Origin of the sequence: Xenorhabdus yunnanensis (assembly GCF_028598805.1) — a bacterium.
Classification (GTDB): domain Bacteria; phylum Pseudomonadota; class Gammaproteobacteria; order Enterobacterales; family Enterobacteriaceae; genus Xenorhabdus; species Xenorhabdus yunnanensis.
On the sequence record NZ_JAQRFI010000018.1, the window covers coordinates 54587 to 77221 of the forward strand.

Sequence of the window (22635 nt, forward strand, 5' to 3'; positions counted from 1 at the left end):
GTGTAAGAATATCACTCAACTAACACAGGATAAAGTTAAACTGACAAAAAGAAGTCTCAGGTACGTATAATAATCACTGACGCGCCGCCATGCGGCTTGTCTGCTGACGATAGAATACAAAACAAAAAAACGTTTTGCATTCCATCGTACAGCGTCATTCACTATAAATATTTTTTAAACATCGACGTTGTTATCACCACCGTCATACCCAGCAAGAGTGCCGCAGGCAGCAATATCACCGTGGGATACACCACATCCGGCCACGATAAATACAGCACACAGGGAATAGTGCAGGCCGGTTTAATACCCCGCTTGGCATGGTGATAAACAAAACTCGATTCATACCCCGCTCCGTAACGGCGTAAATCCCGTCGTCCCAACCCGTCAACCAGTGCAACTAAAACCACCATCACAAACAGCGGAACGGATAACACCAAAATCGCTATTCGGATCAGCGTCACCATGGTGATAAATACTGTGGTCAGTCCATATTCCCGCAAATAACCCGATACCCCATATAATATGGCATTGAATTCACGCATAAAATCATTGCGGCTATTGAGTTGATATAGCTGCTGCCCCTGTATCCAGTGCATAAAACCACTGTCGACAAAAATCCATTGATACGCCTGTGCCAGCCAGTCAGAAACTGTTTGTGAGGGGTTTAACAACAACAGGCTTTGGGTAAACTCCGTCGATAAAAATTGCAGTTCAGTGTTCATCATCGTCTGGCTGTGAGCAAAGCCCTCGTCCGGCCAGAAAAAAGTCATACCAAGATATTCCAGTAACAAACTGAATAGCCACGACATCACAATAAAGCCAGTGAGTTGCCACGGCCATTCCCATAACAGGCGATACAACAGCCCATGCTTACGAGGTGGTTGGGAAGCGGGGCGGGATTGATTTTCTGACTGTGCCATGACGTGAAATTACCCCTACTCTTCCCACCAGTTTTCACGGGTGCGGTAGTGCCGTCGCATATGCTCGGCGATTTTCTGCAAACTCGCCGGCATCAGGGCATCATCGTTATCGCCGGTTGGCAAAGGCATACGAATTTTCCACAGCTGCCCGCCCTCCAGTAGTGCAAACGCCTGCCCTTTCGGTAAGTTAATCATCTCAGCAGGCGTCACCAGCGGCGTTTTGACTGTGCCTACCCTGTCCTGCGTGGACGAGGTGAAATCCTGCCCCTGTTCAACATCTGCGATATCGGCATGTCCTGAGACCAGGGTCTTACTGTAAATTTCCACTTCGGGCAACTGGCTGGTGAGCAGCTCTGCCGTCCGGTTATCCCGCACCCGCAGCATAACCAGGGTATTGAAGTTACCGATCACCTGCGCGGTTTTAGCCGGGCTACCGATGCGGGCTTCAATATCCGATGAGGTCTGGGTATAGGCCGTGACCTGCATGCCGGCACCTCCGCCTTTATTAATCAGCGGGATAAATTCATCGCCCATCAGTTCATTGAATTCGTCACAATGCAGGTTAATCGCGAGCTTCCCGTCATGGCGAACCGGCAAGCCCGCATTCATGCCATATTTATAAATCTGCACGGCTACACTGACCAAATCGGCAAACATGCTGTTTCCCACCGCCGAGGCCACATCGCTGTCAGACAGCGCATCCAACCCGATATAGACAATCCCGTTCTTGCGGATCACCTGTTCCCAGTCGAAGATGGGGCGCAAATCTGCCATATTGAGATAATCCGGTGATAACAGCTCAGCAATTTTACCCGTGGTCAGCTTTTCCAGCAGGGGCAGCAAAGAAGCGACAATTTTATCAAAATAGGTGCGGTCATAACGCACGGCAGAACGTAATCCGTCCAAAATCGGGTCATAGAATTGCTTACCCGCTTCTGAACTCAGCGTGACTTCCATCGCCCAGAGTCTGAGCGCATCCGACTGCCCCTGCATATTGCGCGGGATATCTTTTTCTTTCAGTTTGCCGAGGTAATGGTTGATTTGTTCCAACAGTGCTGGCTGCCTGTCTTCCATCACTTTGGTGGCATAGAGCTGATACAGTTCGCTGATATTATTGACGTAACGCGTGATAAGCGTGTAATCCGGCCGGTGACCCAGTGCCACTAACGCACGGGCGACAATATTGACAAACCGCCAGGCAAATTCCCGAAACGCAGCACTGTTCCCTTCACCACTCAATTGCCCCGCCAGACGGGAAGCGGCTTCCGATACCCGTCCAAACCGCCCGACGGCATTATAACGTGCTGAAATTTCCGGCCAGCCCAGATGAAAGAGAGAAAGTTCATTACCACGTCCTGCCCGGTGCGCTTCTGCCCAGATGCGCCTTAACAGGTCGGCATCCCCTTTGGGATCAAAGACAATCACCACCTCGCCCCGCCGGATATCCTGTGTTATCAGCAATTCAGCTAGCCGGGTTTTTCCACGCGAGTCGTGCCCATCACCAGGGTATGCCCGACTCGCTCGCGCAGATCCATAAACACTTCCGCTTCCTGTGGTTCAATACCGTGGATCATGGGATTACCGCCAACAGGCGGTAACGGCCGCACCGGATTTAATGGGGAATCTTTGCGTAACAGCGCGGATAACTCAGGCCAGCGGTATTCGGTTCGGTGTTCCAGTGCCCGGGCAAGCTGATAGAACCGGGACGGCTGCACAAATCGCTCGACTTCGGGTCTCCGCGTATCCTGCAAACGCTGGGTATGCTTCTGCTGCCAGCGAAAGCCCCTGCCCAGAAACAAACACTGATGACTGACCGGGATATGTTTTGTTCTCATCTGGTAACGCGGTAAGCGGCTCAGATTTCGGCGATAACGGATAACCTGAATACCCTGCCACGTGCGTATTATCACCAGTACGGCAAAACCGCCGCCCATCACATAGCTGACTGAGGGTGCCAGTGCAATCGCCCACGGTGCCCGAATGCAAATAAACGCGGCAACCGCTGAAACCACTGCCGTATTCAGCTCGACAGCCGGGCGTAACAGGGCTTCAACCACATAACGGCGACTCATGGTGATAGCTGCTGTGTGAGTGCATTTTCAGTGATCAGCACCGGATAATGTTGTAATTGCAAACGACGAGCGAGTTCCGTGCCGGAAGCCGGTGATAACAGCAAATCGGGTGCTAATGCCCGCAGTGACTGTAAATCGGCCACCTCACTGACATTAACGACCAGCCCCACTGCGTGCAATTGCGCAAGCCGTGCTGAATGCTGGCTTAGCCACTGACGTGAGTCAGGATCATCGCCAATCAAAAATAATGCTCCAATGCCTGGTAGTTGCAGTGATCGGCTTGTTACTCTTCCCGGTGTCAGTTCCGGTGTGTTGACCGGCAACATGGCCGCTTCACCCGACACTTCTGGCAAGAAATGGTGTGGCTGTGCAGAACGATAACTCGGCTGGGCATTAATGCTTTCATAAAAGGGCGAAGCATCTTTACCGCCTAAATCTGCAATAACGCTCAGTTCAGCCTGACAAGTATTAACCCATAACAGGCTAAGAATAGGTAAGATACACAGCCGATTTATTTTCATAATGACGTTATCTGCCACCCTTGCTCTCCTTGTCGCAACAATACCGGCATCAATCCTTTACCAAACCGAAACCAGTATCCCGCATCATGATTCAGAGTGATTTGTCGGTTACGTACCTGTTCAACAGGAATGTTGTGATCTTTGGCCCACTGCCGTAAGGTGTCATCATTACGTTGGCTGTCGACCAGATAGATATCCACCGGCTGCTTTGCCACTAGGACTTCAGCCAAACGGGTTCCACATTGCGAGCAATCTTTGGCTTTAACAAACAGCGCCAGCCGACCTTTGGTCCCACGCAATTTTTCCATATTGACCGGCAATACATCCGGAAACAGTCGCTGCCAGGCTGCATCCACTTCCCGCTGGAAACGCAGCTCTTTTTCAGTTCGGGCAAACTCTGATTTAACCCACTGTTCAGCATAACGGCGGCGCTCGGTATCGCTTTCAGCTTCAATGCCTAATGTTGTCAACGGATCAAGCCCCGGCGACTGAATACCCCGTGGCCCGTTCATCAGGTGCTGATAACGTTGATATTCATCGGTACTTAACTGCCACTGTTCAGCCTGATTATTCAGGGATTGCTGCCGGCTTTCTGTCGTTTGTGTCTGCTGTGAAGCTAACGGTGTCGGTGTTGCTGCCCAGACAGAATTGCTTAGCAACAACCACATCAATAGACCGGATCGGTATGATTTCATCAACGTCCACCTCCCTGCTGCGGTTGTTTAGCCGGAGCCGGGAGTTGATAACCCTGTCGCAAATGGTGGCAAACGACACGCTGCACCTCATCCACTTCCAGTTGCCAGGCCGGACCTGCCATCACCTGCAAAGCAGTACGTAACCTGACGGGGCCTAACTGCATATGTACTGACGGCAGCGTTTGACGATATAAAATGTCATTCTTCTTGTCAGGTGCACAGAGTGCGTAGCCAGACTGACGTAATGCATAACGCATCGCATCGGCAACAGTGGCATGCTGGGAAGCGGAGAGATGAATATCCAGCAGCTGGGAAAGTGGACTACGCTGGACCGCTGTTGGGTTAGTACTCACCAATAAATAACGTCCATAGCGAACGACTTCAGGCGTTTGTCCATAAATATCCGGTGAAACTGATTGGATGTTTCGTGTCAGCGTGACGGAAGGGGAAATTTCTTTTGAGGGAGGAGACAATGGTTGTTTTACCGGAGCCACGCATCCGGTTAGTGTTATCGCTATCAGACCAACTAACGCATTTATTTTCATGGCAAATAGGTTCCTGCTCAGTCGTAAAATAATCCTGACTATGCAAGGAACCCTGTGATGTATTCAATGAACAACTCAACTGTGTTTGCTGAAAATAAAAATACTGAAACAGGCGATAATGGATAAACCCTGAATAAATATTATCGCCCTAAACTTTATGGCTTATATCAGAGCATTATTCATCAGCTAGCTGATATTCATCGACCAACTGACTTCCATCAGCTGAATGACAGTCTGCAACTGGTTGGCGTACTTTTCGTTCAATAAAATTGCCGTAATCGTCGAAATAACGGCTGGGCCAGATTTCAGCGGGTTCCATTCCCAAACGGGTGGCGATGATGAGTTCTCCTTTGGGCCATGAGCGGGATAAAGTATTTGCCAGAGTGGAAGAACTGAGTCCCGATTCACAGGATAAAGCGGCGAGTGTGGTACCACGCTTGCGTAATGCACAAATAATTTCGGCTGGGTGCCAGTCTTGTTGAGTGTTAATCATACCTGCTTCCCCTTCTGTTGATTATTTTGGTGGCGATTCAAAACAGGGATTCTCAGGTACCGGAGTTATCAGCCGATGAGGCAAAGCCTCCCCTGCCTGAACCGCCATTGAAGGGGCGATAACAGACACACTGGTAGAAACTTCCTACCAGTGGATAACTTTGAGGCCTGAGATTCCTCACTACCGGATTTTGCCGATAGCTTTTTTACTTTAACTGATTGAGTTATCTAATTCAATAATCGAATGTGTAAGTATAATCAGTAAAATTAAGTAATTAGTTACCCGTTAGTTCAGCATCATCTCTAACAATAAGTATAACCACCGAAAGGTACGCTTCAGAGAATAGTGCGTCAGCTATCAGCGGGTTATGTTAACATTGAAGATAACTGTGTTGATGCATGATTGAATCAAGAGTTACCCCCTTGTCTGATACTGAAGTAAAGCATTTCAAAGGAGGAGATATGACAACATCTTTAGATAAGCTCACGATTAAAGGGTTTAAATCAATCCATGAGCTGAGTGAATTTGAGCTTAAAAACTTAAACGTGATTGTTGGCGCTAACGGCGCAGGTAAAAGTAATTTGATCTCCTTTTTTAAGATGTTGCGGGCATTAATAGACGGCACATTAAATCGCTATGTACGCGATAATGGTGGCGCTGGCGATTTACTTTTTAATGGCAATAAGATCACACAGAAAATGGAGTTTGATACACGCTTCGGGGAAAGAGGATTTCGCTTTAAATTAGTTCCTACACCGGCAGATAGCTGTGCGATTGAAGATGAAGCTCGCTATTACATAAAGAGTGTTGGCAACGGATGGTGGGAATTAGGAGATAGTGACGATGGCAGATCCAGAATGGTTGCTGAAGTCGAGAACAAGTACTCTGGTGCACCGTATTCAAGGCCCATCTATGATGCCATCGCTTCCTGGCAGATTTATCATTTTCACGACACCAGTGCTACGGCTGGAATGCGAAAGTATGAAATTATTCAGGATAATAAAACATTACGCACAGATGCCTCTAACATTGGTGCGTTCTTATTAAAACTCAAAAACGAGGCACCAAACGAATATAAATCGATTGTGAATGCCATCAGGTTAGTCACCCCGTTCTTTGATAACTTCATTCTGGAACCGCGTCAAAGTGGTTTAAAAGAAGAAGTTAACATCAGCTGGATGCAAAAAGACTCAGACTACCCTATGCAACCTTATCATTTATCAGATGGTTCAATACGCTTTATTTGTCTGGCAACGGCATTATTACAACCCAATCCGCCATCGACGATTATTATTGATGAACCAGAACTAGGGCTACACCCTGTGGCCATTGTTATCCTTGCCGAGTTAATTCAACAGGCGGCTCAGCGTACCCAAGTCATTATCGCCACTCAATCCCCTATTTTAATCGATCAATTCTCTGCTGAAGATATTGTCATCGTGAATCGTAAAAAGGGAGCTTCACGTTTTGAGCGTTTAAATGAAGAAGATTTTTCCCAATGGCTCGAAAACTATTCTCTGGGTGAATTATGGGCTAAAAACGTCATTGCCGGAGGGCCGACTTATGAGTAATTACATTGAAGTCATGGCCATCGTTGAAGGTAAGACAGAACAGATATTTATTGAAAAGATACTTCAACCTTATCTGGCTGAGAAAATGATTTTCATCTCTGCCACACAAGTTTCTAAACCCGGACAAAAAGGTGGAGATGTGCGTTTTTCAAGAGTCAAGAAAGACATTGAGATGCATCTGAAACAACGTCCAGATACCTATGTCACAACCTTTATTGATTATTACGGCACCAATGAATGGCCGGGATTAGAAACGTTAAATAGACAGTGGGAACCAAAGAAAATCGCTGAACATCTGCATCTGTCAACACAGAATGAAATTCACCAATTCTTATTAGCACAGAGAGCTGATGAACGCTTTATTCCCTACATCGTTATGCATGAATTTGAAGCTTTACTCTTTAGTGACAAAGAGATACTTGCCAATGAGTTAAATATCCATGTACAAGAGATAGAGCAGGTACTTCGAGAGTGTGGAGAACCGGAATCGATTAACAATAGCCCACAAACGGCGCCTTCAAAGCGGTTGAAAAAATGGTCAGCAAATGGAACATTTGGCAAAACGACAACAGGGATTGCGATTGCCGAAAAAACAGGCATCCCTAAGATGAGAGAAAAATGTCCGTTATTCAATGAGTGGCTATGCAGGCTTGAAATATTAATAACCGTTTAAATGCAGGTGTAGAATTTAGAATCGATTGACTGACCCAATATTAACAATAAGCCCTGTGTCACAGGGCAATAGGTTAAACCACGTCAAAATGGGATCTCATCAGACCAATCTGGTTCTTCTTTCTCCTCTTCCGGTAAAGACGAAAGTTGCGCCATTTGTGTTGGTTTTCTCTCCTTTTTAGTCGGTTGAGAAGGTTGTGGTTTTTGCGCTGACTTAGACTTAGCCTGTTGAACAGGAACCTGTTTTGTATCGCCACGACTGCCCAGCATCTGCATCGTGCCATTGACATTGACCACCAATTCCGTTGAATAGCGATCCTGTCCCTGATTATCCTGCCACTTACGTGTTTGTAACTGACCTTCAATGTACACCTGAGTCCCTTTTTGCAGATACTCCGCCGCAATTTCTGCTAACTTGCCGAAGATCACTACCCGGTGCCATTCGGTCTTTTCCCGCTGTAATTACGCAAAGAAGGCTTTACCATCAGTAACTATCGGACCCGAAAGCTCATGAATCAGCTCGGATTATCCGTCCGACAGCGGCAGCGCTACCGGGCTCCGCGCAAAGGTAAAGCGATATCAACAGCCTGTAATCTACTTAACCGGAACTTTAATCCGTTGGCGCCGAATGAAGTTTGGGCAGGAGATATCACCTATTTGAAGACGCCCGAAGGTTGGTTATATCTGGCTATTGTGATGGATTTGTACTCACGTCGGATAGTGGGATGGCAGATCGCAACGGAAATAGATACGACCTTGATCAGCCAGGCCTTAATGAAAGCGTATCACTGACGTCAGCCGTCACAAGGCTGTGTTTTTCATAGTGACAGTAAGAATACCCTTGTCAGATTCTATAGATAGAAGGCTTTTCAATCTATTCTTCTGATGTATGGCGTTTTTTCTGTTTCCTGACCCACACAGTGATCGACCCTCTTGTGTCCTCCCCTGGATCTGTCGGTAACAGGAAAAATTCCATGAGAGGTTTCTCCTCGCTGATATGCGTGACTCAAGAAGGGCCTGACGGCTTGTCTCTTTACTGTCCTGTCCGGGATATCTGTCAGGGGAAACTATTGGTATCTTCTGACTGAGAATTCATCCCATGGCTAAAATGCAGCAAAACTTATCAGCAGGCGTCATTGGTGGTGTTGATACACATCAAGACCTACACGTTGCGGCAGTCGTTGATCACAATAACTGTGTTGTAGGGAACGAATTTTTTCCAGCAACCCGGCAAGGATACCGCCAGATGTTATCCTGGATGAAATCATTTGGGCCATTAATCAGGGTGGGAATTGAATGTACAGGATCTTACGGCGCGGGTTTATTGCGATATCTCCAAGCTGCGGGGATTGAAGTCCTGGAGGTCACAGCGCCCGACAGAATGGAACGCCGGAAACGGGGAAAAAGCGAATTACGATTGATGCTGAATGTGCCGCTCATGCGGCATTTTCACTCATCCGGACAGTCACGCCTAAAACACGAAGTGGCATGGTTGAGTCTCTTCGAACCCTGAAGGTATGCCGAAAAACGGCCGTGGCAGCACGACGCATAGCGCTACAAATGCTCCAAATGACAATCGTCTCTGCCCCCGAAGAATTACGGGATCAACTCAGAAAACTCACCCGGATGCAGCTTATCCGCACACTGGCCGCATCAAAACCGGATATGACCCGCTATCGTCATATTGAGGGGGCTTACTGTATTGCGTTGAAATCACTGGCCCGACGCTACCTGGAATTACAGGATGAGATTGGTGAGCTGGACGTCATGATAGCGGCTATCGTTGATGACCTTGCACCGGAACTGCTCAAATGCAAAGCAGTGGGGTATGAATGTGCCTCCCAACTTCTCATCACGGCGGGAGACAATCCAGAGCGTCTACACTCAGAATCCGGTTTTGCTGCGTTATGCGGAGTGAGTCCGGTACCGGTATCCTCAGGAAAAAATCAGCGTCACCGACTCAATCGTGGTGGCGATCGTGCAGTAAACAGTGCGCTTCACATCATAGCGATTGGTCGGTTACGTACAGATACCAAAACGCAGGAATATGTTGCCAAGCGGATCGGGGAAGGTCATTCAAAACTTGAGGCAATACGTTGCTTAAAACGCTATATATCAAGGGAGGTCTTTACGCTATTGCGTAACCGCAATCGTCAGATCAATAGCATACAAATAATGACTTGACACTTAGAAGGGCATCAGAGGGAGCCAATATACAAGCCAGCAATACCGGGACTTACTCAGCAGTTATAACATGAGAGCAAGCTAGGGGGATGTCGGGGCGTGTAGGGATAACGCTGTTGTCGAACGTTTCTTTGGCAGTTTGAAACATGATTGGCTCTTCAAAACCCATCATGAAAACCAGGCAGAGATGAAAAAAGATGTATTGGATTATCTGCATTATTACCATTTAACACGATTGCACACGGCCAATAATGATTTAACGCCCGTGGAATATGAAATGGCCTTCGTAAAAGTGTCCGATTTTTCTTGAGCAGAACCGTTATCACTGGTTATCGCTTTGGTGATGGTTATCACTGTAGCATCAGGCTGGGCAGGATTGAATCAGGCAGAAAACATCACCCGGCTTCACCGCTGGGTAACTGCAATCGGCAAATTCTGGTTAATCTGGCGGTTATGCCTGTATGCCGTACTGGGCTGGGGCTGCCGGAAAATCTGGCAAAGGACAAAACATCAGGCGGAACACCGCGCAACGCTGATACGGATGATGGTGGCCAGCCTGCTGTTTATTCTGCTGGGTGAATATGCCCTGTCAGGGAATATTGAGGATATGTTATGACCACCAACAGCTATCTGGAATATTTTCTGACCTTACTCGGTTGGGTGATCAACAATGGCCTGTGGCAAATTCTGATTGCGACGGAGCTGTTTACGCTGCCTTTAGTGATAAAGGTGATAGCCATTTGGCTGAAAGTGCGGGAGTGCGGTGAAGAAGAAGGCAGGGGTGGGTTACAGTCGCTTGCCCAGACTGAAAACATCCTGTACAGCGCCTTTTTCGTCATGATGGTGTGTTGTGTGCCGCTGGTCAATGTCAGCCTGACAACCCTCCAGTACGACCCGTTCCGGGCCAAAAGCTGTGGCACCTGGACACCAAAAGCCCCGGATAACAGTGGTTATGCGCCGGTGATCTCCAGCCTGAATAATCAGACGGCTGCGGTGCCGCTCTGGTGGGCGGTAGTGCATCGGTTATCAAAGGGGCTGACACAGGCGGCAGTGGCCTCCGTTCCCTGCCGGCCGGATTTACGACAATTGCGCTTTGAAGTGTAGCACACCCGTATCAGCAATCCGGCACTGGCGGCGGAGTTACAGGATTTCACTCACGATTGTTATGCGCTGGCACTTTATCAGTGGAAACAACGCGATCAGGGGAAAACCACCGATCCGGCTATCCTGAGTGATATTGACTGGCTGGGCAGCCGCACGTTTTTAGCCGGGGATTACCAGACACTGCAATCCCGTACACCCAGAGCCGACTTTCCGTGGCAGGCGAGCCGGGATAATGGGCGGCCTGATACCGGACAGGGCGGATATCCGGCCTGCAAAGCCTGGTGGTCAGCCACCAAAACCGGCCTGAAAGACCGGGTACTGGCACAAGCCGATCCGGGGTTGTGGCTGCGCTTGTCAGCGACCCTAAAAATGCTAGGTAAAAACACGCAGGCTTATCAGGAAGCGGTGATCCGCCGTCTGGTCAGTCCGGTGAACCTGATCGTTTCACAGGAAGGGTATGTGTATGGCGGCAATGCTGATCCTACCTTGTTGGATAGATCTAACCGAATCGGGGCTTCCGCAGGGACGTTATTGGGCGGATTACTCAGTATGCCGATGTTTGATGCGGTGCGACAGGCGCTGCCGATGATGCAGGCGGTGATCCTGATGGCCTTGTATATCCTGATACCCCTGATTGTGCTGTTTGCCGCGTATGAGTTTAAGACCGTATTCACGCTGACGTTTGTGATTTTTGCGCTGAATTTCCTGACGTTCTGGTGGGAACTGGCGCGCTGGCTGGACGGCCATTTACTGGAAGCCCTATACGGCTCAGAAACCCACAGTCTGTTTAATCTGGCCGGTATTCAGAACACCTCGGACGATTTAATCATGGGGCTGGTGATGGGCACGCTGTTTATTGTCCTGCCGATGATTTGGCTGGGCTGGGGTTCGGATGGGCGATGTGGCCGGTATGATGAGCCAGGGCGTAGGGCAGGTCAGGCAGTCCGCGGGGATGTTCGGACAGATGGTGATGCAGCGAATGTTATCAAAAGGGAAGTAATTATTAGACTAGCGAAAAACTCAACAGTCGCCGACTTTAGTTAGTGATTGTTGAGTTTCATGGAGTGAGTGTCATTTTTCAACTGGTGAATTCAATACTAGCATTGATTTCAATTTTAATATTCACAGAGTTTGCAATATAGCATTTATCATGAGCTAGTCGATGTAAACTAATTGCTATTTCCTTATTTGACTCTTTAGATATTGTAACATGAGGTTGTAACGTCACCTCGGTAAATTTTCCCTCTTTTTCATTCATTATACCTTTTGTATCATCTCGATATTGCACCACACTGACGCCAGCTTCTGCACATAGATGCAAATACCAAAGTTGATGGCAAGCTGATAGTGATGCAATCAAGAGTTCTTCTGGGTTCCAGCATTCTTTCTTACCTAAAAATTTAGGATCTGCTGAACCCTTTAAAAACTTACCATGCTCCCCGGAAATATTATATTCACGGGCATACTCTCTATAACCTGGAGTCCCTTGACCTAAGTTACCCGTCCAAGATAAAGAAATTCCATAATGATGTAGTGTATCAGCCATAAATTACATCCTTATTACAGTTAATTAAAAAGAGAAAAAGACTGTGTTGTTGAACATGCGGGATTACCTGGGCGTAATAACATTTTCCCCTCTTCCGGTAATATCACGACAGCCGCAACAGTACGTTCACGGCGTATATCACCGTTATCTGCAACACAAACTGGCGGGATTGTAAACAAGGAAAAACAATCATTACTGTCAATGTGTTCTTGCTGTAATAGTTCTCGTGTTTTTTCTAACCTTTGTCGTGAAGAGTTTTTAGCGAAAATATTGATTTCATCATGAGAAGCAAAATCAGGGTGCAAAAAATGATTTGTGTGTGCAGTTGAATAGCCTGTTTCCACAATACGCAGTTGATTATTCAACATTTCTACACAGAGAAGGTGCTGTTTATCACATAAAGTAAAGGAGCGTGAACTGGATAATGGGAGACAACGAAGTGCTTCCACCGCCTGCTCTACTGTGTCGCAATTATCCAGCAAATGACGAATCACCAGATACGGAGGAATACCCACTCCCCACGTTCCACCTAGGACCATGTTAATCCCAATAGCCAATCCAGCACGATTAAGCCCAAGATAACCCAATAGCCCTGCAAAACTTAAAATCAATGATGAATTGCGTGTTCCTTTGCATTTCAGAATATGAATGAAATCATCGAGGTTACCATTCAGATCCACTGTTTGCGCCAGAATGGGTTGACCTTTGAAAGAGGATAATGTCGTACAGTCTCCTGACGTTGTAGTGCGATTATAACCCAGTACCTCTCGCCTTAACTGTAGTAACCAAGCCAAATCTAACGGCATCTCGGCGCCGATCGATAACCCTTCGATTTCTTGCGCAATATCAGGCAGCCAAGTTTTTACGCAAATACGGTAGCGTTCGATATTCTTGCCAAGCTGGCTAAGAGACAATGCTGATTGTCCTAGATGATTTAAACGGCAAAGACCATCATCAGCAAATTTCCATAACGCTTTCCGGCATTGCTGACCGTGTTGGATGCCCCTCTCGAGGGCATCTCCGTTCAGTGTCACGACATTAACGTTAGGGATCATCGCTGCTCCGTATGAGGTCGTATTTTCTCGTGGTCCTGTAAACCTTGTTTTACCCTCGGCCATTCAGTGTTCAATATGCTGTAGAAAATAGCGTCACGCCGTCGACCATCTGGCATAAAATTAAAACTGCGTAATGTGCCTTCTTCCACTGCACCAATATTGCGTAGGCCAGCTCGAGCCTGCAGGTTGAGGATGTCGGTTTTAAACTCAACGCGCAATGCCTGCAAGGTATCAAAAGCATGCTCCATCAGTAAATATTTTGCCCATCGGTTGATCCCCTTACCTCGAAATGCCTCTCCCAGCCAAGACCAACCGATCTCCAATCGAGCTTCATGCTCAAGCATATTACCAAAACTCATACTGCCTGCTATCTGACCAGAACGTTTATCGATTACCATGAAGACTGCACGACTTCCGGCAATCTGATCATTTAACATTGCATCAAAGAAACGCTCAAATTCGATGTCATTACTGACGCGAAAAACGAAATATGTCCAAATATGTGAGTCGCGAGATAAAGCTTTTACCTCCTCCCGATCCTCTTCTTTCATAGGTCTTAGCATGACATATTCATTTTCTAATACCTTGGAGGCATTCTCTTTCCAGTTCATCACTAATATCCTTAAAATGGTAATTAATTTATATGATTATTTAAAATATTAATGACATTCCCGAGAGTTTTCATATTCCCCAAATCGTCTTCGGTAAAGTTGGATAAATCAATATTCATTTCATTACATAGAGATGTGATAAACAGGATTTTATTAAGCGATGTCAACCCATAGATATCACTCATATTTTCTTTTAGATCTAGCTGGGTTGCGTCGATATTTGTAGATAAAGACGCTGCCAGTTTTTGTCGTGCTATGGTTTCCAATTTTGTAATGACGGCATCAGTTTGCATAATGACTCTCTTTATCTGTGGCGTGAAGTTGTTCTTGATAAGATTCAAAAATCATTTTTCGCAGCGGTTTCAATTGTGAGGACAGCAAACCATTTTCTATACTGAACGGTGGGTCAGCGATAATGATTCGGGCTATATGCTCGTCTTTCTCACCTGAGGCGTTTACATTCTCTAAAGCTTGTAAAATAGACGCGTGTTCGACAGTATTATTGGCCGGTGAAATGATGGCAACCAGTTCGGTCTGTTTCGGGCTGAAAATTACGCACTCAGCAATGGCTGGTTCATTACGCATGCGCGCCTCGATGGGCTGCACATCTATTTTTTTCCCGTTGTCTAAGACTATCACGTTGTCAGAGCGGCCTTTGATGTAGAGGAATCCTTGTTCATCAATGTGGCCAATATCGCCAGTCCGTACACCGCCATCGGCGGTAAACATTTTTTCAGATGCGCCAGGTTGCGCGTAAAGATAACGGGTGTTTACTGGGTAATCGCTGTAAACCACAACGTTACCATCCCTATCAATAATGACTTTTTTCTCATCAACGACTTGTCCAACACTGCCTAATCGGCAGGCTGCTGGGTGATTTTTTGTCACAATGCAGGTTTCATTCATGCCGTAGCCTTCATAAATGGGCAGCCCCACTTGATGGAAGAACTGAAGCATTCCCACTTCTGCTGGAGCCGACCCCGTCCACAAATAGCGAATGCTTGTGCCAAACAGCACTTTTGCCTGCGATACCATCGCTGCTAGGTCACGACTCTGGCATTCGATATGGCGACGCGCTGAGTCAAAGAAAGCAGGTACGCCCATCACTACCGTCGGATTAAGCTGAGGCATGACGACAAATGCAGACTGATAGTTGGTGAGTATCGTATCGTGACCAAACTTCAATGCAGAATAGATCCAATAACGCTGCTGCAATAACGACAACGGCAGAAATACCAGCAGGCGGTCTCCATCACCGTGATTAAAAATGTTCTGCACGCTACGCAGAGAGGAATCAATGCTGCCTACTGTGGCAGTTAACCCTTTAGGAATGCCAGTTGAGCCTGAAGTAAATTTAATCGTCGTAGTATCACTTTGCTCATATTGCACCATAGGCAGTATTTCAGTGAATTCATCAATAAATGCATTTATCTCTTTAATATCATGCAAGTTAGAGTGAGAAGCGTCGTGCGGCTTATCAGTGAAAAGACATTTTAGCTGATAGCTTTGCACCAACGCTGCACTTGCCTCAAATTTCCTAGGGTCGAAGCCGGCAGTGCGTACTTTTATTCTCAATGCAGCTAGGTCGAGTAATACCCATTCCAAGCGGTTATCGGACAAGATACCTATGGTGTCACCCGGTTTAATCCCGTGAGCTAGCAAACCATTAGCAACACATCCCGACATCTCATAAAGTGTGGATAAAGGTATCGTTTTACGCTCGCTCAGTGTCGCAACTATCAAATTCCCCTCCGTCTTCGGGGGATAGCTCACGATATCGTTAATGATTGATGGTTTCATGGTTGAGCTTCCTCGCTGGCGATTCTCGCAGCCATCGCCTTCACTGTATTTAGCTGATAAATAGACTCTAGTGGCATCGATATTCCGAAAGTTTTGCGTACGGAAGTTAAAATCCGCAGGGCCCTCAGCGAATTGCCACCACGGTCAAAGAAATCTTCATCCACACCAATGGGACCTGCGGCTAAGATCTCCTGCCAAATTCCCTGCAAAGTGCTTTCGATCCTACCATTGGCTTGGATGACTAATGATGACGCGGTGCTCCCTTCATCAAGCGGCTGCTCACCCAGCGCTTTTTTGTCAATCTTCAGGTTACGGTTTAACGGCAAAGCATCGTGCCATACCACACGTGCAGGGATCATATAATCGGGTAGGTGTTGACTAAGACGCTGGCGAATTTCCGCAGAAGAGAGGGGGGCATCATTGGCAACCAAGTGTGCGACAAGCACATCCCCTTGCGAACTTTTTGACGCAACAACCGCCACTTGCCCAATTTCCGCAAATTTGGCAATGCTGCTTTCAACCTCACCCGTTTCAATTCGATAGCCGTTAACTTTTATCTGTAAATCAACCCGGCCCAGAATATCCACATCCCCATTGGGCAGATAACGACCGAGATCTCCAGTCCGGAAAAAGCGTTTTCCGCTCTTAGGGTCAATGGGATAGCGTTCAGAAGTACGTGCTTCATCCCTCCAATAGCCCAGCGTAATCCCCATGCCAGTGGCATAGATCTCTCCTGGTACCCAATCAGGGCATTCGAATCCTTGTTCATTGCGGATGCTGCATTGATTATTGGCGTTTGGACGACCATAAGGGATCGATTCCCCCGCGCAATCGTGTGAGGAGATCGGGTGACAAATATTCCAAATGGTCGTTTCCGTCGGCCCCCCCAATGACCATAGGTCAATCTGAGGTTGCGTCGAGATTATGGCGGCGGGCAAATCTGGTGGAATGCGATCGCCACTCATCATAATCAAACGTAGCGAGGAAGGCATGGTTTGTGTATGCTCATACATCATACGTACTATGGCAGGTACTGAGTTCCAGATAGTCACACCGGTTTCACGGCATAGCGTTGCCCAGTACTCAACATCAGCAGCTTTATCGGCTTCGGGAATCACTAAGGATGCGCCAGCAGATAACGCCCCAAACAGATCCCATACCGACAGGTCGAAGTTAAATGCGCTGATAGCAAAAAATCGGTCTTCCGGTGTCACTGCGAAGCGGCTCTGACAGTCAGCTATCAGGTTGATAACATTACGATGGGTAACCATGACCCCTTTAGGGGTACCTGTCGTACCCGAAGTATAAAGCACATAGGCAAGATCATCTGGACACGCAAGCGGATTCGACGGTAATTCTGCAGGGGTCTGCGGGCAAGCTCGCAGATCGAATTGCGGTTGCTCAGTAACAACGTCGGCATTGGTCAAGACCAGATTAACTTGACCATCTTTCAGCATAAAATCACGGCGCTCAGCTGGCAACCCGGCGTCAATCGGTAAATATGCGGCTCCAGCAAGTACAATCGCTAATATGCCTACGATATGCTCGGGTGAACGCTCTGCAATTAAACCAACCAATTCGTTGTGCTTTACCCCCCGTGCTTTTAACCACTGTGCGGCGGTTGCTGCCCGGTTCAGCAATTCCCCATAGCTGATCTGACGCTGTAGCGTATGGATGGCAATGCTTTCTGGCTGCCGTAGGGCAACAGCAACAAAGGCGCTCCCTAACATATCCTCGGTACATGGCATTTGGGTATTGTTTGCCAATACACGCTGGTGGCGCTGTTCGTCAGGTAGCAGTTCGAATGTCGATTTCTGCCAGTTTTCCGGTACGCAGAGCAGATGCAAGAGGCGCTGGAACCCGCTAACTAATGCCGTTAGGAATCCAGAAGGGTAATAAGTGTCAACCCCATCCAAACGAATCACCAAAGCCCCCTTCTGCTCGAAGATGAAAGTGTCTAACAAAACCTGGGGGGTTTGGCTGATCGTGAATACTTCACGGCCGAAATATTCCAGAGAATCGCCGTTGACAGCACCGACAGCCCCTAACGTACAGTTAAAGGTATAGGGCATACGCGCTGCACTTAACCCGCGCTTTCGTGCCAGCTCCTGCATAACGTCAATACCAGAAAAATAGCGGTGATCGATATCTTGATGCAGACGAGACTGCAGCTGTTTCGCGCGTTCCAGGAACGAACTCTGATGGTCTAAAGAAATTTCGGCAAGCATGGGATCGGAGAAAGGTCCGATAGTGCTGAATGCCTGAGGGTGTATCGGGCGGCGTTCGGAGATTGTGACGTTAAGGGTAAAGTGTTCCCCTGCGCCCCACACGTATAGCGTTTCTGCGTAAGCCGCCATCAACGCCGCCGCCGGCGTCAGTTGATGCGCTAACATCAACTTCTGCAATTGCTGCCACTGTTGCGGGACCAGCGTTACGAGGTGCTGGCAAAAACGTGTCGCTCCGTTATGCGGCTTATTGGCTGATGGAAGCTCTGGAGCTTTTGGTAGTGTAGGGAGACGTTGTAGCCAATAATCGCGCGAACGCTTATAAGCAGCGTGCTCACGTTCCTTTTTTTTGACGCTAATATGCTGGGAAAAAGGCAGATAGGTGACGGGTTCTAAAACCGTCTGGTAGTGCTGATACCAATGATGGAAAAATAAGAACATACTGATGCCATCAACGACCATACCATCATGATTGACGTAGAGCACCATACTGTTGTCAGACAAGATAGCGACATCAACCTGAAGTAATGATTCGCTCGGTGACAAAATCAGATGGGATTTCTCGGTACGAAAATTCTCGCGAGCTTGCGCCTGCTCCGATGTCGACAGGGAGCGCAGATCATGCCGTATGATGCTGGGAATATCATCGCTTTCATACTGTTCGCCATCACTGATAATACGCAGGCGCAATGCGGAGTGTTCAGAAATAACCTGTTGCAGGGACTGCTGCAGACGCTCGATATCCCATACGCCTTCAATTTCATGAAAGACCTGATTGGCTATCCCACCGCCGTCAAACAGCGGCGAACGGCCACGATAGTAGGCTTGCTGCAAAGAGGTCAGAGGGAAACGCGTTGCTTGCCGCTGTAGATAATCGAGCAACATCGCCTTATGTTCCCTGATAGCGTCCACCAGTTGAGGAGAAATAGAACGCGTAGCTCCCTCTAACTTCAAATTACCTTCCAGAATGCTGATCTTTAGGCCAGCAGCTTCAATATCCTTCAATAGTTTTACAGCAGTCATGCCATTACTCCTTTTGCCAACTCGACACCAGATAGCTGCCGCTTCGTGATATGTTCCGCAATGTCACGTAAAGATTGGTTAAGTAACATTTCGAGTTGAATATCGACTTGTTGTTCATGGAGCAATTGATATTGCAATGTAACGGTCATCAATGATGTCATCCCCAAATTTGCCAAAGCATGATCGGGATGGAATTGGGTATCCGGCATCAGCACACTGAGTTTTTCCTGTAACCAGTCCCAGTGAGGGACTTCGGTCAAAGCATCAGGATCGGTAAAGAAGCAGATATCATGTAAAGTGATTCGATTGCCAACGGCGACTAATTCAGCCTGTTCTGGCCAAACACTCGCCGTCTCATTGCCCAGAGCCGTTGCCAGCCGCGCAGCAAAACGAGGCATCAAAGGGATGGCAATGCGAGAAAGCAACTGCGCCGCAGCCAGTTCCAATGCAAGTGCGGTACGATATTCGTCCTTCCAGTTTTCAAGCCCGGACAAGCATGCTTGGCTGCGAGAAAATTCAATCGTTTCACGTACTAACATTTTGAGCTGTTGGGCGGCGCTACGCAGGGAGAAGCCATCTGCGTTCAGCGCATTCGTTACATTTTGCAAATAGCCATTGAGTCGGACCCAAAACGCCACGTGTTCTTTGGTCCAGATACCTGCGTCCGGTACATTACCCATGAAGTGACTTGCTGTACGCTGCCCAAGATCCTGTAGCCAGCTTTGCCACTCATTAATTAGAGTATGGCGCAGTTCAGTCTTATAGGCATCGACCTGAAAATTGGTTCTTTCCTGTTCTGGACGAGTCAGGCATAGGTAGTAGCGAACAGCATCTACACTTTCTGGGGTAAGAATTTCTTTTCCCCATATTGCATGACGTCGGCTAGTGGAGAATTTTTTACTATCTAGCAGGTAAAATTCATTATAGTGATAGTCAATATCAGGCTGCCAATTCGGATAGGCTAAATGGTAAAGTACTGGATACAGGATACTGTGATAGAAACTGTTGTCATAACCGAAGAAATGGACAATTTTCCAGCTGTTATCAGGATTGTTTGCTTTCCAAGGCTGGTTCAGCTGTTTGCCAAGCTGTTCAATACCGTACAAAAAGCTGTAGCTCATCTCTGGCCATACCCATATGACCTGCCCTGCCCCCTCTGATTCGGCAGGTTCAATACCCCAATGGGAGGGATGAGAGACAGGAATGTCGACTGCAGGACGAGAAAATACCCTATTCGCCAGTTCGCGCATTCTCGCTGGTACTCGACCAACCTTATGATGTTGCTTTACAATATCTTCGAACTGGTGCAGGGGTAGCATATAGCGACTAACGTGAGCTTCTTTAGGTGCCGTTTGGCTAATTTTCGACGTAGGTGATGTCAAATCAACCACTACGTTAGGTTCACCACATTCTTCGCAGATATTGCCGCTCGTTCCTGAGCCACAGCCAGGGCACAGGCCAGAAACGTCAACCTCATACAAATATTCACCACTGACAGCGTCACAGAAAGCCGGCGAGTCTCTAAACGATACTTTACCGGAGCCAATCATGTGGCTAAAGAAATCCCGAGAACCTTCAGCATATTCCGAAGCATTGCTGGTGACCGTATATTGAGTTATCTCAATATCCATCATATTAAGCGTTTGTAGAATTTCTTGTAAATAATGCGCCGCGCTCTCTGCTGGCGTAACGCCTTCTCGTTCTGCCAATGCCACGACATAACTTTGATAATCATCAGACCCCGTCATATGCCAAGCAGAATTACCGATGAGCCGCTGATAGCGCACATAAGCATCGGCACCCAGATAAGGTCCTGATAAATGTCCCAAATGCAAATCACCATTAGGAGTTGGTGGAGTAGAGAAAACAAACTGCGGACGCTTGGGATCTTGCCGTTCTCTGGAAGTTGCAGCTCGCTTGGCACTGGCCGCATCTCGACGATATTGCAGGAAAAAGATCACATCTCGATCGCCAGTGTTTTCTAACACATGAGATTCGAATGGTGAGAATTGTGCAACAGTACCGGCTTTAACCGGATAAATATGACTATCAACAATCAGCTGCCCCTGACCACTGACAATAACAAACATTTCTGTCTCATCATGTTGATGGCTGCTGGAGCGATTGCCTGGTGTAATTCTTCCCCAGCCAGCAGGAATATCCAATCCATCAATATTGCTAATATCAATATCGAACTGTTTCGACATTTCCGCATCATCATAGTTGTGAATAATCATTTTATTGTTCTCTTAGGTGTTGGTTTGCGAAAGTAAGGCAACCACTTCAGAAGCAATAGCGGGCGCGAGACGATAACCCGAACCACTTGCTCCACCGGCGTAAATCAATCCTTCATCCAACTGGGTGATAACGGGTTCACGAGATGCGCTGTAGGCATCGCAGAAAACGCGTCCATCATGAATCTTTTTGGCCAGAGCCTGGGAATACCGGCTCAAGACATTCTTAGCAGTCTCAATGTCCTGACTCTGAAGGGCAGTGATATCTTTAGGTTTCACATCCCACTCCTGGCAGGTGTAGCTAAACAGCCAGTGATTACGACTATGGCAGGGCAGCAGGAAAGCATCGTCGTCATGGAAGATGCTCAGTGGGGCATTCGCAGCAGGAACTTGTGCAATATGCACCGCGACGATTTTTTTTATGCGTACACCCAGATCGGCTATTCGATCTCTCCAGGCTGGTTCAACAAGCCAAGGTCCCGGCGCCAAAATGACTTTGCTTGCGCTCACCTGCTCACTGGAACTTAAACCTAACAGGTAACCATTGTCCTGACGTTCCAAGCTATCAACGCTAATGCCTTCATGGATATCGACCTGTAAACGCAATTCGTGCATAAACAGATTAACCAGCTTAAAAACATCGGCATAATGCCCACCTTTTCCCTGAAGGATCGTCAATTCTTTTTGTTCAGAAAGTTCAATATCAGAATTTAATGAAGTAATAACAGGATTAAACTCCGCCAAGGGCAGATAATTACTTAGTGTTTTATCCAAATGGGCACTATGGGTAATCAATTCCATAGTTAAAGGATATATAGGAGTGTTCCCTCCTATGAGTCCTTGATAATAATTATGACTATAAAGCGACATTTTCTGGACTCGGGGATTAACGCCACGAGGAAAATGAACGCCTGCAGAATAAAATGAACTACCTGAACCTGAAATTCTTTTTTCAAAAATAGAGATTGATGCATCGGGTGTGTTTTTTATTATTTCACGAGCTATAACGATCCCAATAATACCACCACCGACAATAGCGATATCAGTTTTTATCATGATTTTAAATTCTTATATTAGATGCTGCGTTAGCTTTAAAAGCTGTATGATTTATTGTCTTTTATTTTTTCATTCATAATTGAATTATTTTCTTTCGAAATTTTGACATTATTTTCCGGATACCAGTCAACAAATGAAGGTTGCTGCTGCTTAGTACTACAGCCGTAATCCCTATTGTGCCATGATGGGGCTCTTCTTCCTTAAATAAAAGGCGGTGTCACATGCCATCCCCTGCCAAAATCTGGGAACAGGCGCTACAGGCATTACATGCCCGTCTGGCTCCCTTATTTCACTCTATCGGCCCACGA

The 22635-nt window shown here is 47.2% G+C and carries 17 protein-coding genes and 5 pseudogenes; 7 read left to right on the forward strand and 15 right to left on the reverse strand.

Annotated elements, in window-relative coordinates:
• Nucleotides 1-161: 161 nt before the first annotated feature.
• The 6 genes and pseudogenes from PSI23_RS09635 to PSI23_RS09660 all read right to left on the reverse strand — a co-directional run bounded on the left by PSI23_RS09635 (nt 162) and on the right by PSI23_RS09660 (nt 5246).
• Nucleotides 162-920, reverse strand: a complete 759-nt coding sequence (locus tag PSI23_RS09635; RefSeq protein WP_273554886.1) for a TIGR03747 family integrating conjugative element membrane protein — start codon at nt 918-920, stop codon at nt 162-164.
• A gap of 15 nt (nt 921-935) precedes the next feature.
• A pseudogene (gene traD / locus PSI23_RS09640) lies at nt 936-2992 on the reverse strand (type IV conjugative transfer system coupling protein TraD).
• On the reverse strand, nt 2989-3513 hold the full coding sequence (locus tag PSI23_RS09645; RefSeq protein WP_306309559.1) for an integrating conjugative element protein: 525 nt from the start codon (nt 3511-3513) through the stop codon (nt 2989-2991). The pseudogene traD and the gene PSI23_RS09645 overlap by 4 nt, the downstream one beginning before the upstream one ends.
• On the reverse strand, nt 3510-4208 hold the full coding sequence (locus tag PSI23_RS09650) for a TIGR03759 family integrating conjugative element protein (RefSeq protein WP_273554888.1): 699 nt from the start codon (nt 4206-4208) through the stop codon (nt 3510-3512). Before PSI23_RS09650 ends, PSI23_RS09645 begins: the two co-directional genes overlap by 4 nt.
• Nucleotides 4208-4753, reverse strand: a complete 546-nt coding sequence (gene pilL2, locus PSI23_RS09655) for a PFGI-1 class ICE element type IV pilus protein PilL2 (protein WP_273554889.1) — start codon at nt 4751-4753, stop codon at nt 4208-4210. Before pilL2 ends, PSI23_RS09650 begins: the two co-directional genes overlap by 1 nt.
• A 175-nt stretch (nt 4754-4928) precedes the next feature.
• The gene (locus tag PSI23_RS09660) at nt 4929-5246 is read right to left on the reverse strand and encodes a helix-turn-helix domain-containing protein (RefSeq protein ID WP_273554890.1); all 318 of its coding nucleotides are present in this window, start codon (nt 5244-5246) and stop codon (nt 4929-4931) included.
• 422 nt (nt 5247-5668) lie between these two features.
• Between PSI23_RS09660 and PSI23_RS09665 the strand changes: the two genes are divergently transcribed.
• Complete coding sequence (locus PSI23_RS09665) at nt 5669-6817, forward strand: AAA family ATPase (RefSeq protein WP_273554891.1); 1149 nt, start codon at nt 5669-5671, stop codon at nt 6815-6817.
• Entirely contained in the window at nt 6810-7490 is a 681-nt protein-coding gene (locus PSI23_RS09670) for a DUF4276 family protein (RefSeq protein WP_273554892.1), read from the forward strand. The genes PSI23_RS09665 and PSI23_RS09670 overlap by 8 nt, the downstream gene beginning before the upstream one ends.
• A gap of 83 nt (nt 7491-7573) precedes the next feature.
• On the opposite strand, the pseudogene ssb reads toward PSI23_RS09670, so the two are convergent.
• A pseudogene (gene ssb, locus PSI23_RS09675) lies at nt 7574-7945 on the reverse strand (single-stranded DNA-binding protein); the annotation flags it as partial.
• Nucleotides 7946-7999: 54 nt separating this feature from the next.
• Here ssb and PSI23_RS09680 point away from each other — a divergent pair.
• The 5 genes and pseudogenes from PSI23_RS09680 to PSI23_RS09700 all read left to right on the forward strand — a co-directional run bounded on the left by PSI23_RS09680 (nt 8000) and on the right by PSI23_RS09700 (nt 11777).
• A complete protein-coding gene (locus PSI23_RS09680) occupies nt 8000-8281 on the forward strand; it encodes a DDE-type integrase/transposase/recombinase (RefSeq protein ID WP_273554893.1) in 282 nt (93 codons plus the stop codon).
• A 316-nt stretch (nt 8282-8597) separates the two neighbouring features.
• A pseudogene (locus PSI23_RS09685) lies at nt 8598-9673 on the forward strand (IS110 family RNA-guided transposase).
• 16 nt (nt 9674-9689) lie between these two features.
• Nucleotides 9690-9983 (forward strand): annotated as a pseudogene (locus PSI23_RS09690) (integrase core domain-containing protein); the annotation flags it as partial.
• 33 nt (nt 9984-10016) lie between these two features.
• Nucleotides 10017-10289 carry a hypothetical protein gene (locus PSI23_RS09695; protein ID WP_273554904.1) on the forward strand — a complete coding sequence of 91 codons (273 nt, stop codon included), beginning with the start codon at nt 10017-10019 and terminating at the stop codon, nt 10287-10289.
• Nucleotides 10286-11777: pseudogene (locus PSI23_RS09700) on the forward strand (conjugal transfer protein TraG N-terminal domain-containing protein). Before PSI23_RS09695 ends, PSI23_RS09700 begins: the two are co-directional and overlap by 4 nt.
• A gap of 78 nt (nt 11778-11855) precedes the next feature.
• On the opposite strand, the gene PSI23_RS09705 reads toward PSI23_RS09700, so the two are convergent.
• The 8 genes from PSI23_RS09705 to PSI23_RS09740 form a co-directional block, all read right to left on the reverse strand.
• Entirely contained in the window at nt 11856-12323 is a 468-nt protein-coding gene (locus tag PSI23_RS09705; RefSeq protein ID WP_273554894.1) for an OsmC family protein, read from the reverse strand.
• Between the two features lie 20 nt (nt 12324-12343).
• On the reverse strand, nt 12344-13378 hold the full coding sequence (locus PSI23_RS09710; protein ID WP_273554895.1) for a C45 family autoproteolytic acyltransferase/hydrolase: 1035 nt from the start codon (nt 13376-13378) through the stop codon (nt 12344-12346).
• Nucleotides 13375-13941: a GNAT family N-acetyltransferase gene (locus PSI23_RS09715; RefSeq protein WP_273554896.1), complete on the reverse strand. Its 567-nt coding sequence runs from the start codon at nt 13939-13941 to the stop codon at nt 13375-13377. Before PSI23_RS09715 ends, PSI23_RS09710 begins: the two co-directional genes overlap by 4 nt.
• 71 nt (nt 13942-14012) lie before the next feature.
• Entirely contained in the window at nt 14013-14282 is a 270-nt protein-coding gene (locus tag PSI23_RS09720) for an acyl carrier protein (RefSeq protein ID WP_273554897.1), read from the reverse strand.
• Complete coding sequence (locus PSI23_RS09725) at nt 14272-15789, reverse strand: AMP-binding protein (RefSeq protein ID WP_273554898.1); 1518 nt, start codon at nt 15787-15789, stop codon at nt 14272-14274. Before PSI23_RS09725 ends, PSI23_RS09720 begins: the two co-directional genes overlap by 11 nt.
• Nucleotides 15786-19037 carry a non-ribosomal peptide synthetase gene (locus PSI23_RS09730; RefSeq protein WP_273554899.1) on the reverse strand — a complete coding sequence of 1084 codons (3252 nt, stop codon included), beginning with the start codon at nt 19035-19037 and terminating at the stop codon, nt 15786-15788. The genes PSI23_RS09725 and PSI23_RS09730 overlap by 4 nt, the downstream gene beginning before the upstream one ends.
• Nucleotides 19034-21274 (reverse strand): class I tRNA ligase family protein, encoded by a 2241-nt coding sequence (locus PSI23_RS09735; protein ID WP_273554900.1) that lies wholly within the window; start codon nt 21272-21274, stop codon nt 19034-19036. Before PSI23_RS09735 ends, PSI23_RS09730 begins: the two co-directional genes overlap by 4 nt.
• Before the next feature lie 12 nt (nt 21275-21286).
• Nucleotides 21287-22327 carry an FAD-dependent oxidoreductase gene (locus tag PSI23_RS09740; RefSeq protein WP_273554901.1) on the reverse strand — a complete coding sequence of 347 codons (1041 nt, stop codon included), beginning with the start codon at nt 22325-22327 and terminating at the stop codon, nt 21287-21289.
• Between the last annotated feature and the right edge of the window lie 308 nt (nt 22328-22635).

Bases quoted from the DNA above. Each gene is read 5' to 3' on its own strand.
- PSI23_RS09650 (WP_273554888.1), bottom strand. From the start codon at position 4,208: ATGAAATCATACCGATCCGGTCTATTGATGTGGTTGTTGCTAAGCAAT.
- PSI23_RS09740 (WP_273554901.1), bottom strand. From the start codon at position 22,327: ATGATAAAAACTGATATCGCTATTGTCGGTGGTGGTATTATTGGGATC.
- PSI23_RS09680 (WP_273554893.1), top strand. From the start codon at position 8,000: ATGAATCAGCTCGGATTATCCGTCCGACAGCGGCAGCGCTACCGGGCT.
- PSI23_RS09705 (WP_273554894.1), bottom strand. From the start codon at position 12,323: ATGGCTGATACACTACATCATTATGGAATTTCTTTATCTTGGACGGGT.
- PSI23_RS09720 (WP_273554897.1), bottom strand. From the start codon at position 14,282: ATGCAAACTGATGCCGTCATTACAAAATTGGAAACCATAGCACGACAA.
- PSI23_RS09645 (WP_306309559.1), bottom strand. From the start codon at position 3,513: ATGAAAATAAATCGGCTGTGTATCTTACCTATTCTTAGCCTGTTATGG.
- PSI23_RS09635 (WP_273554886.1), bottom strand. From the start codon at position 920: ATGGCACAGTCAGAAAATCAATCCCGCCCCGCTTCCCAACCACCTCGT.
- PSI23_RS09730 (WP_273554899.1), bottom strand. From the start codon at position 19,037: ATGACTGCTGTAAAACTATTGAAGGATATTGAAGCTGCTGGCCTAAAG.
- PSI23_RS09660 (WP_273554890.1), bottom strand. From the start codon at position 5,246: ATGATTAACACTCAACAAGACTGGCACCCAGCCGAAATTATTTGTGCA.
- pilL2 (WP_273554889.1), bottom strand. From the start codon at position 4,753: ATGAAAATAAATGCGTTAGTTGGTCTGATAGCGATAACACTAACCGGA.
- PSI23_RS09695 (WP_273554904.1), top strand. From the start codon at position 10,017: ATGGTTATCACTGTAGCATCAGGCTGGGCAGGATTGAATCAGGCAGAA.
- PSI23_RS09715 (WP_273554896.1), bottom strand. From the start codon at position 13,941: ATGCTAAGACCTATGAAAGAAGAGGATCGGGAGGAGGTAAAAGCTTTA.
- PSI23_RS09735 (WP_273554900.1), bottom strand. From the start codon at position 21,274: ATGATTATTCACAACTATGATGATGCGGAAATGTCGAAACAGTTCGAT.
- PSI23_RS09710 (WP_273554895.1), bottom strand. From the start codon at position 13,378: ATGATCCCTAACGTTAATGTCGTGACACTGAACGGAGATGCCCTCGAG.
- PSI23_RS09670 (WP_273554892.1), top strand. From the start codon at position 6,810: ATGAGTAATTACATTGAAGTCATGGCCATCGTTGAAGGTAAGACAGAA.
- PSI23_RS09725 (WP_273554898.1), bottom strand. From the start codon at position 15,789: ATGAAACCATCAATCATTAACGATATCGTGAGCTATCCCCCGAAGACG.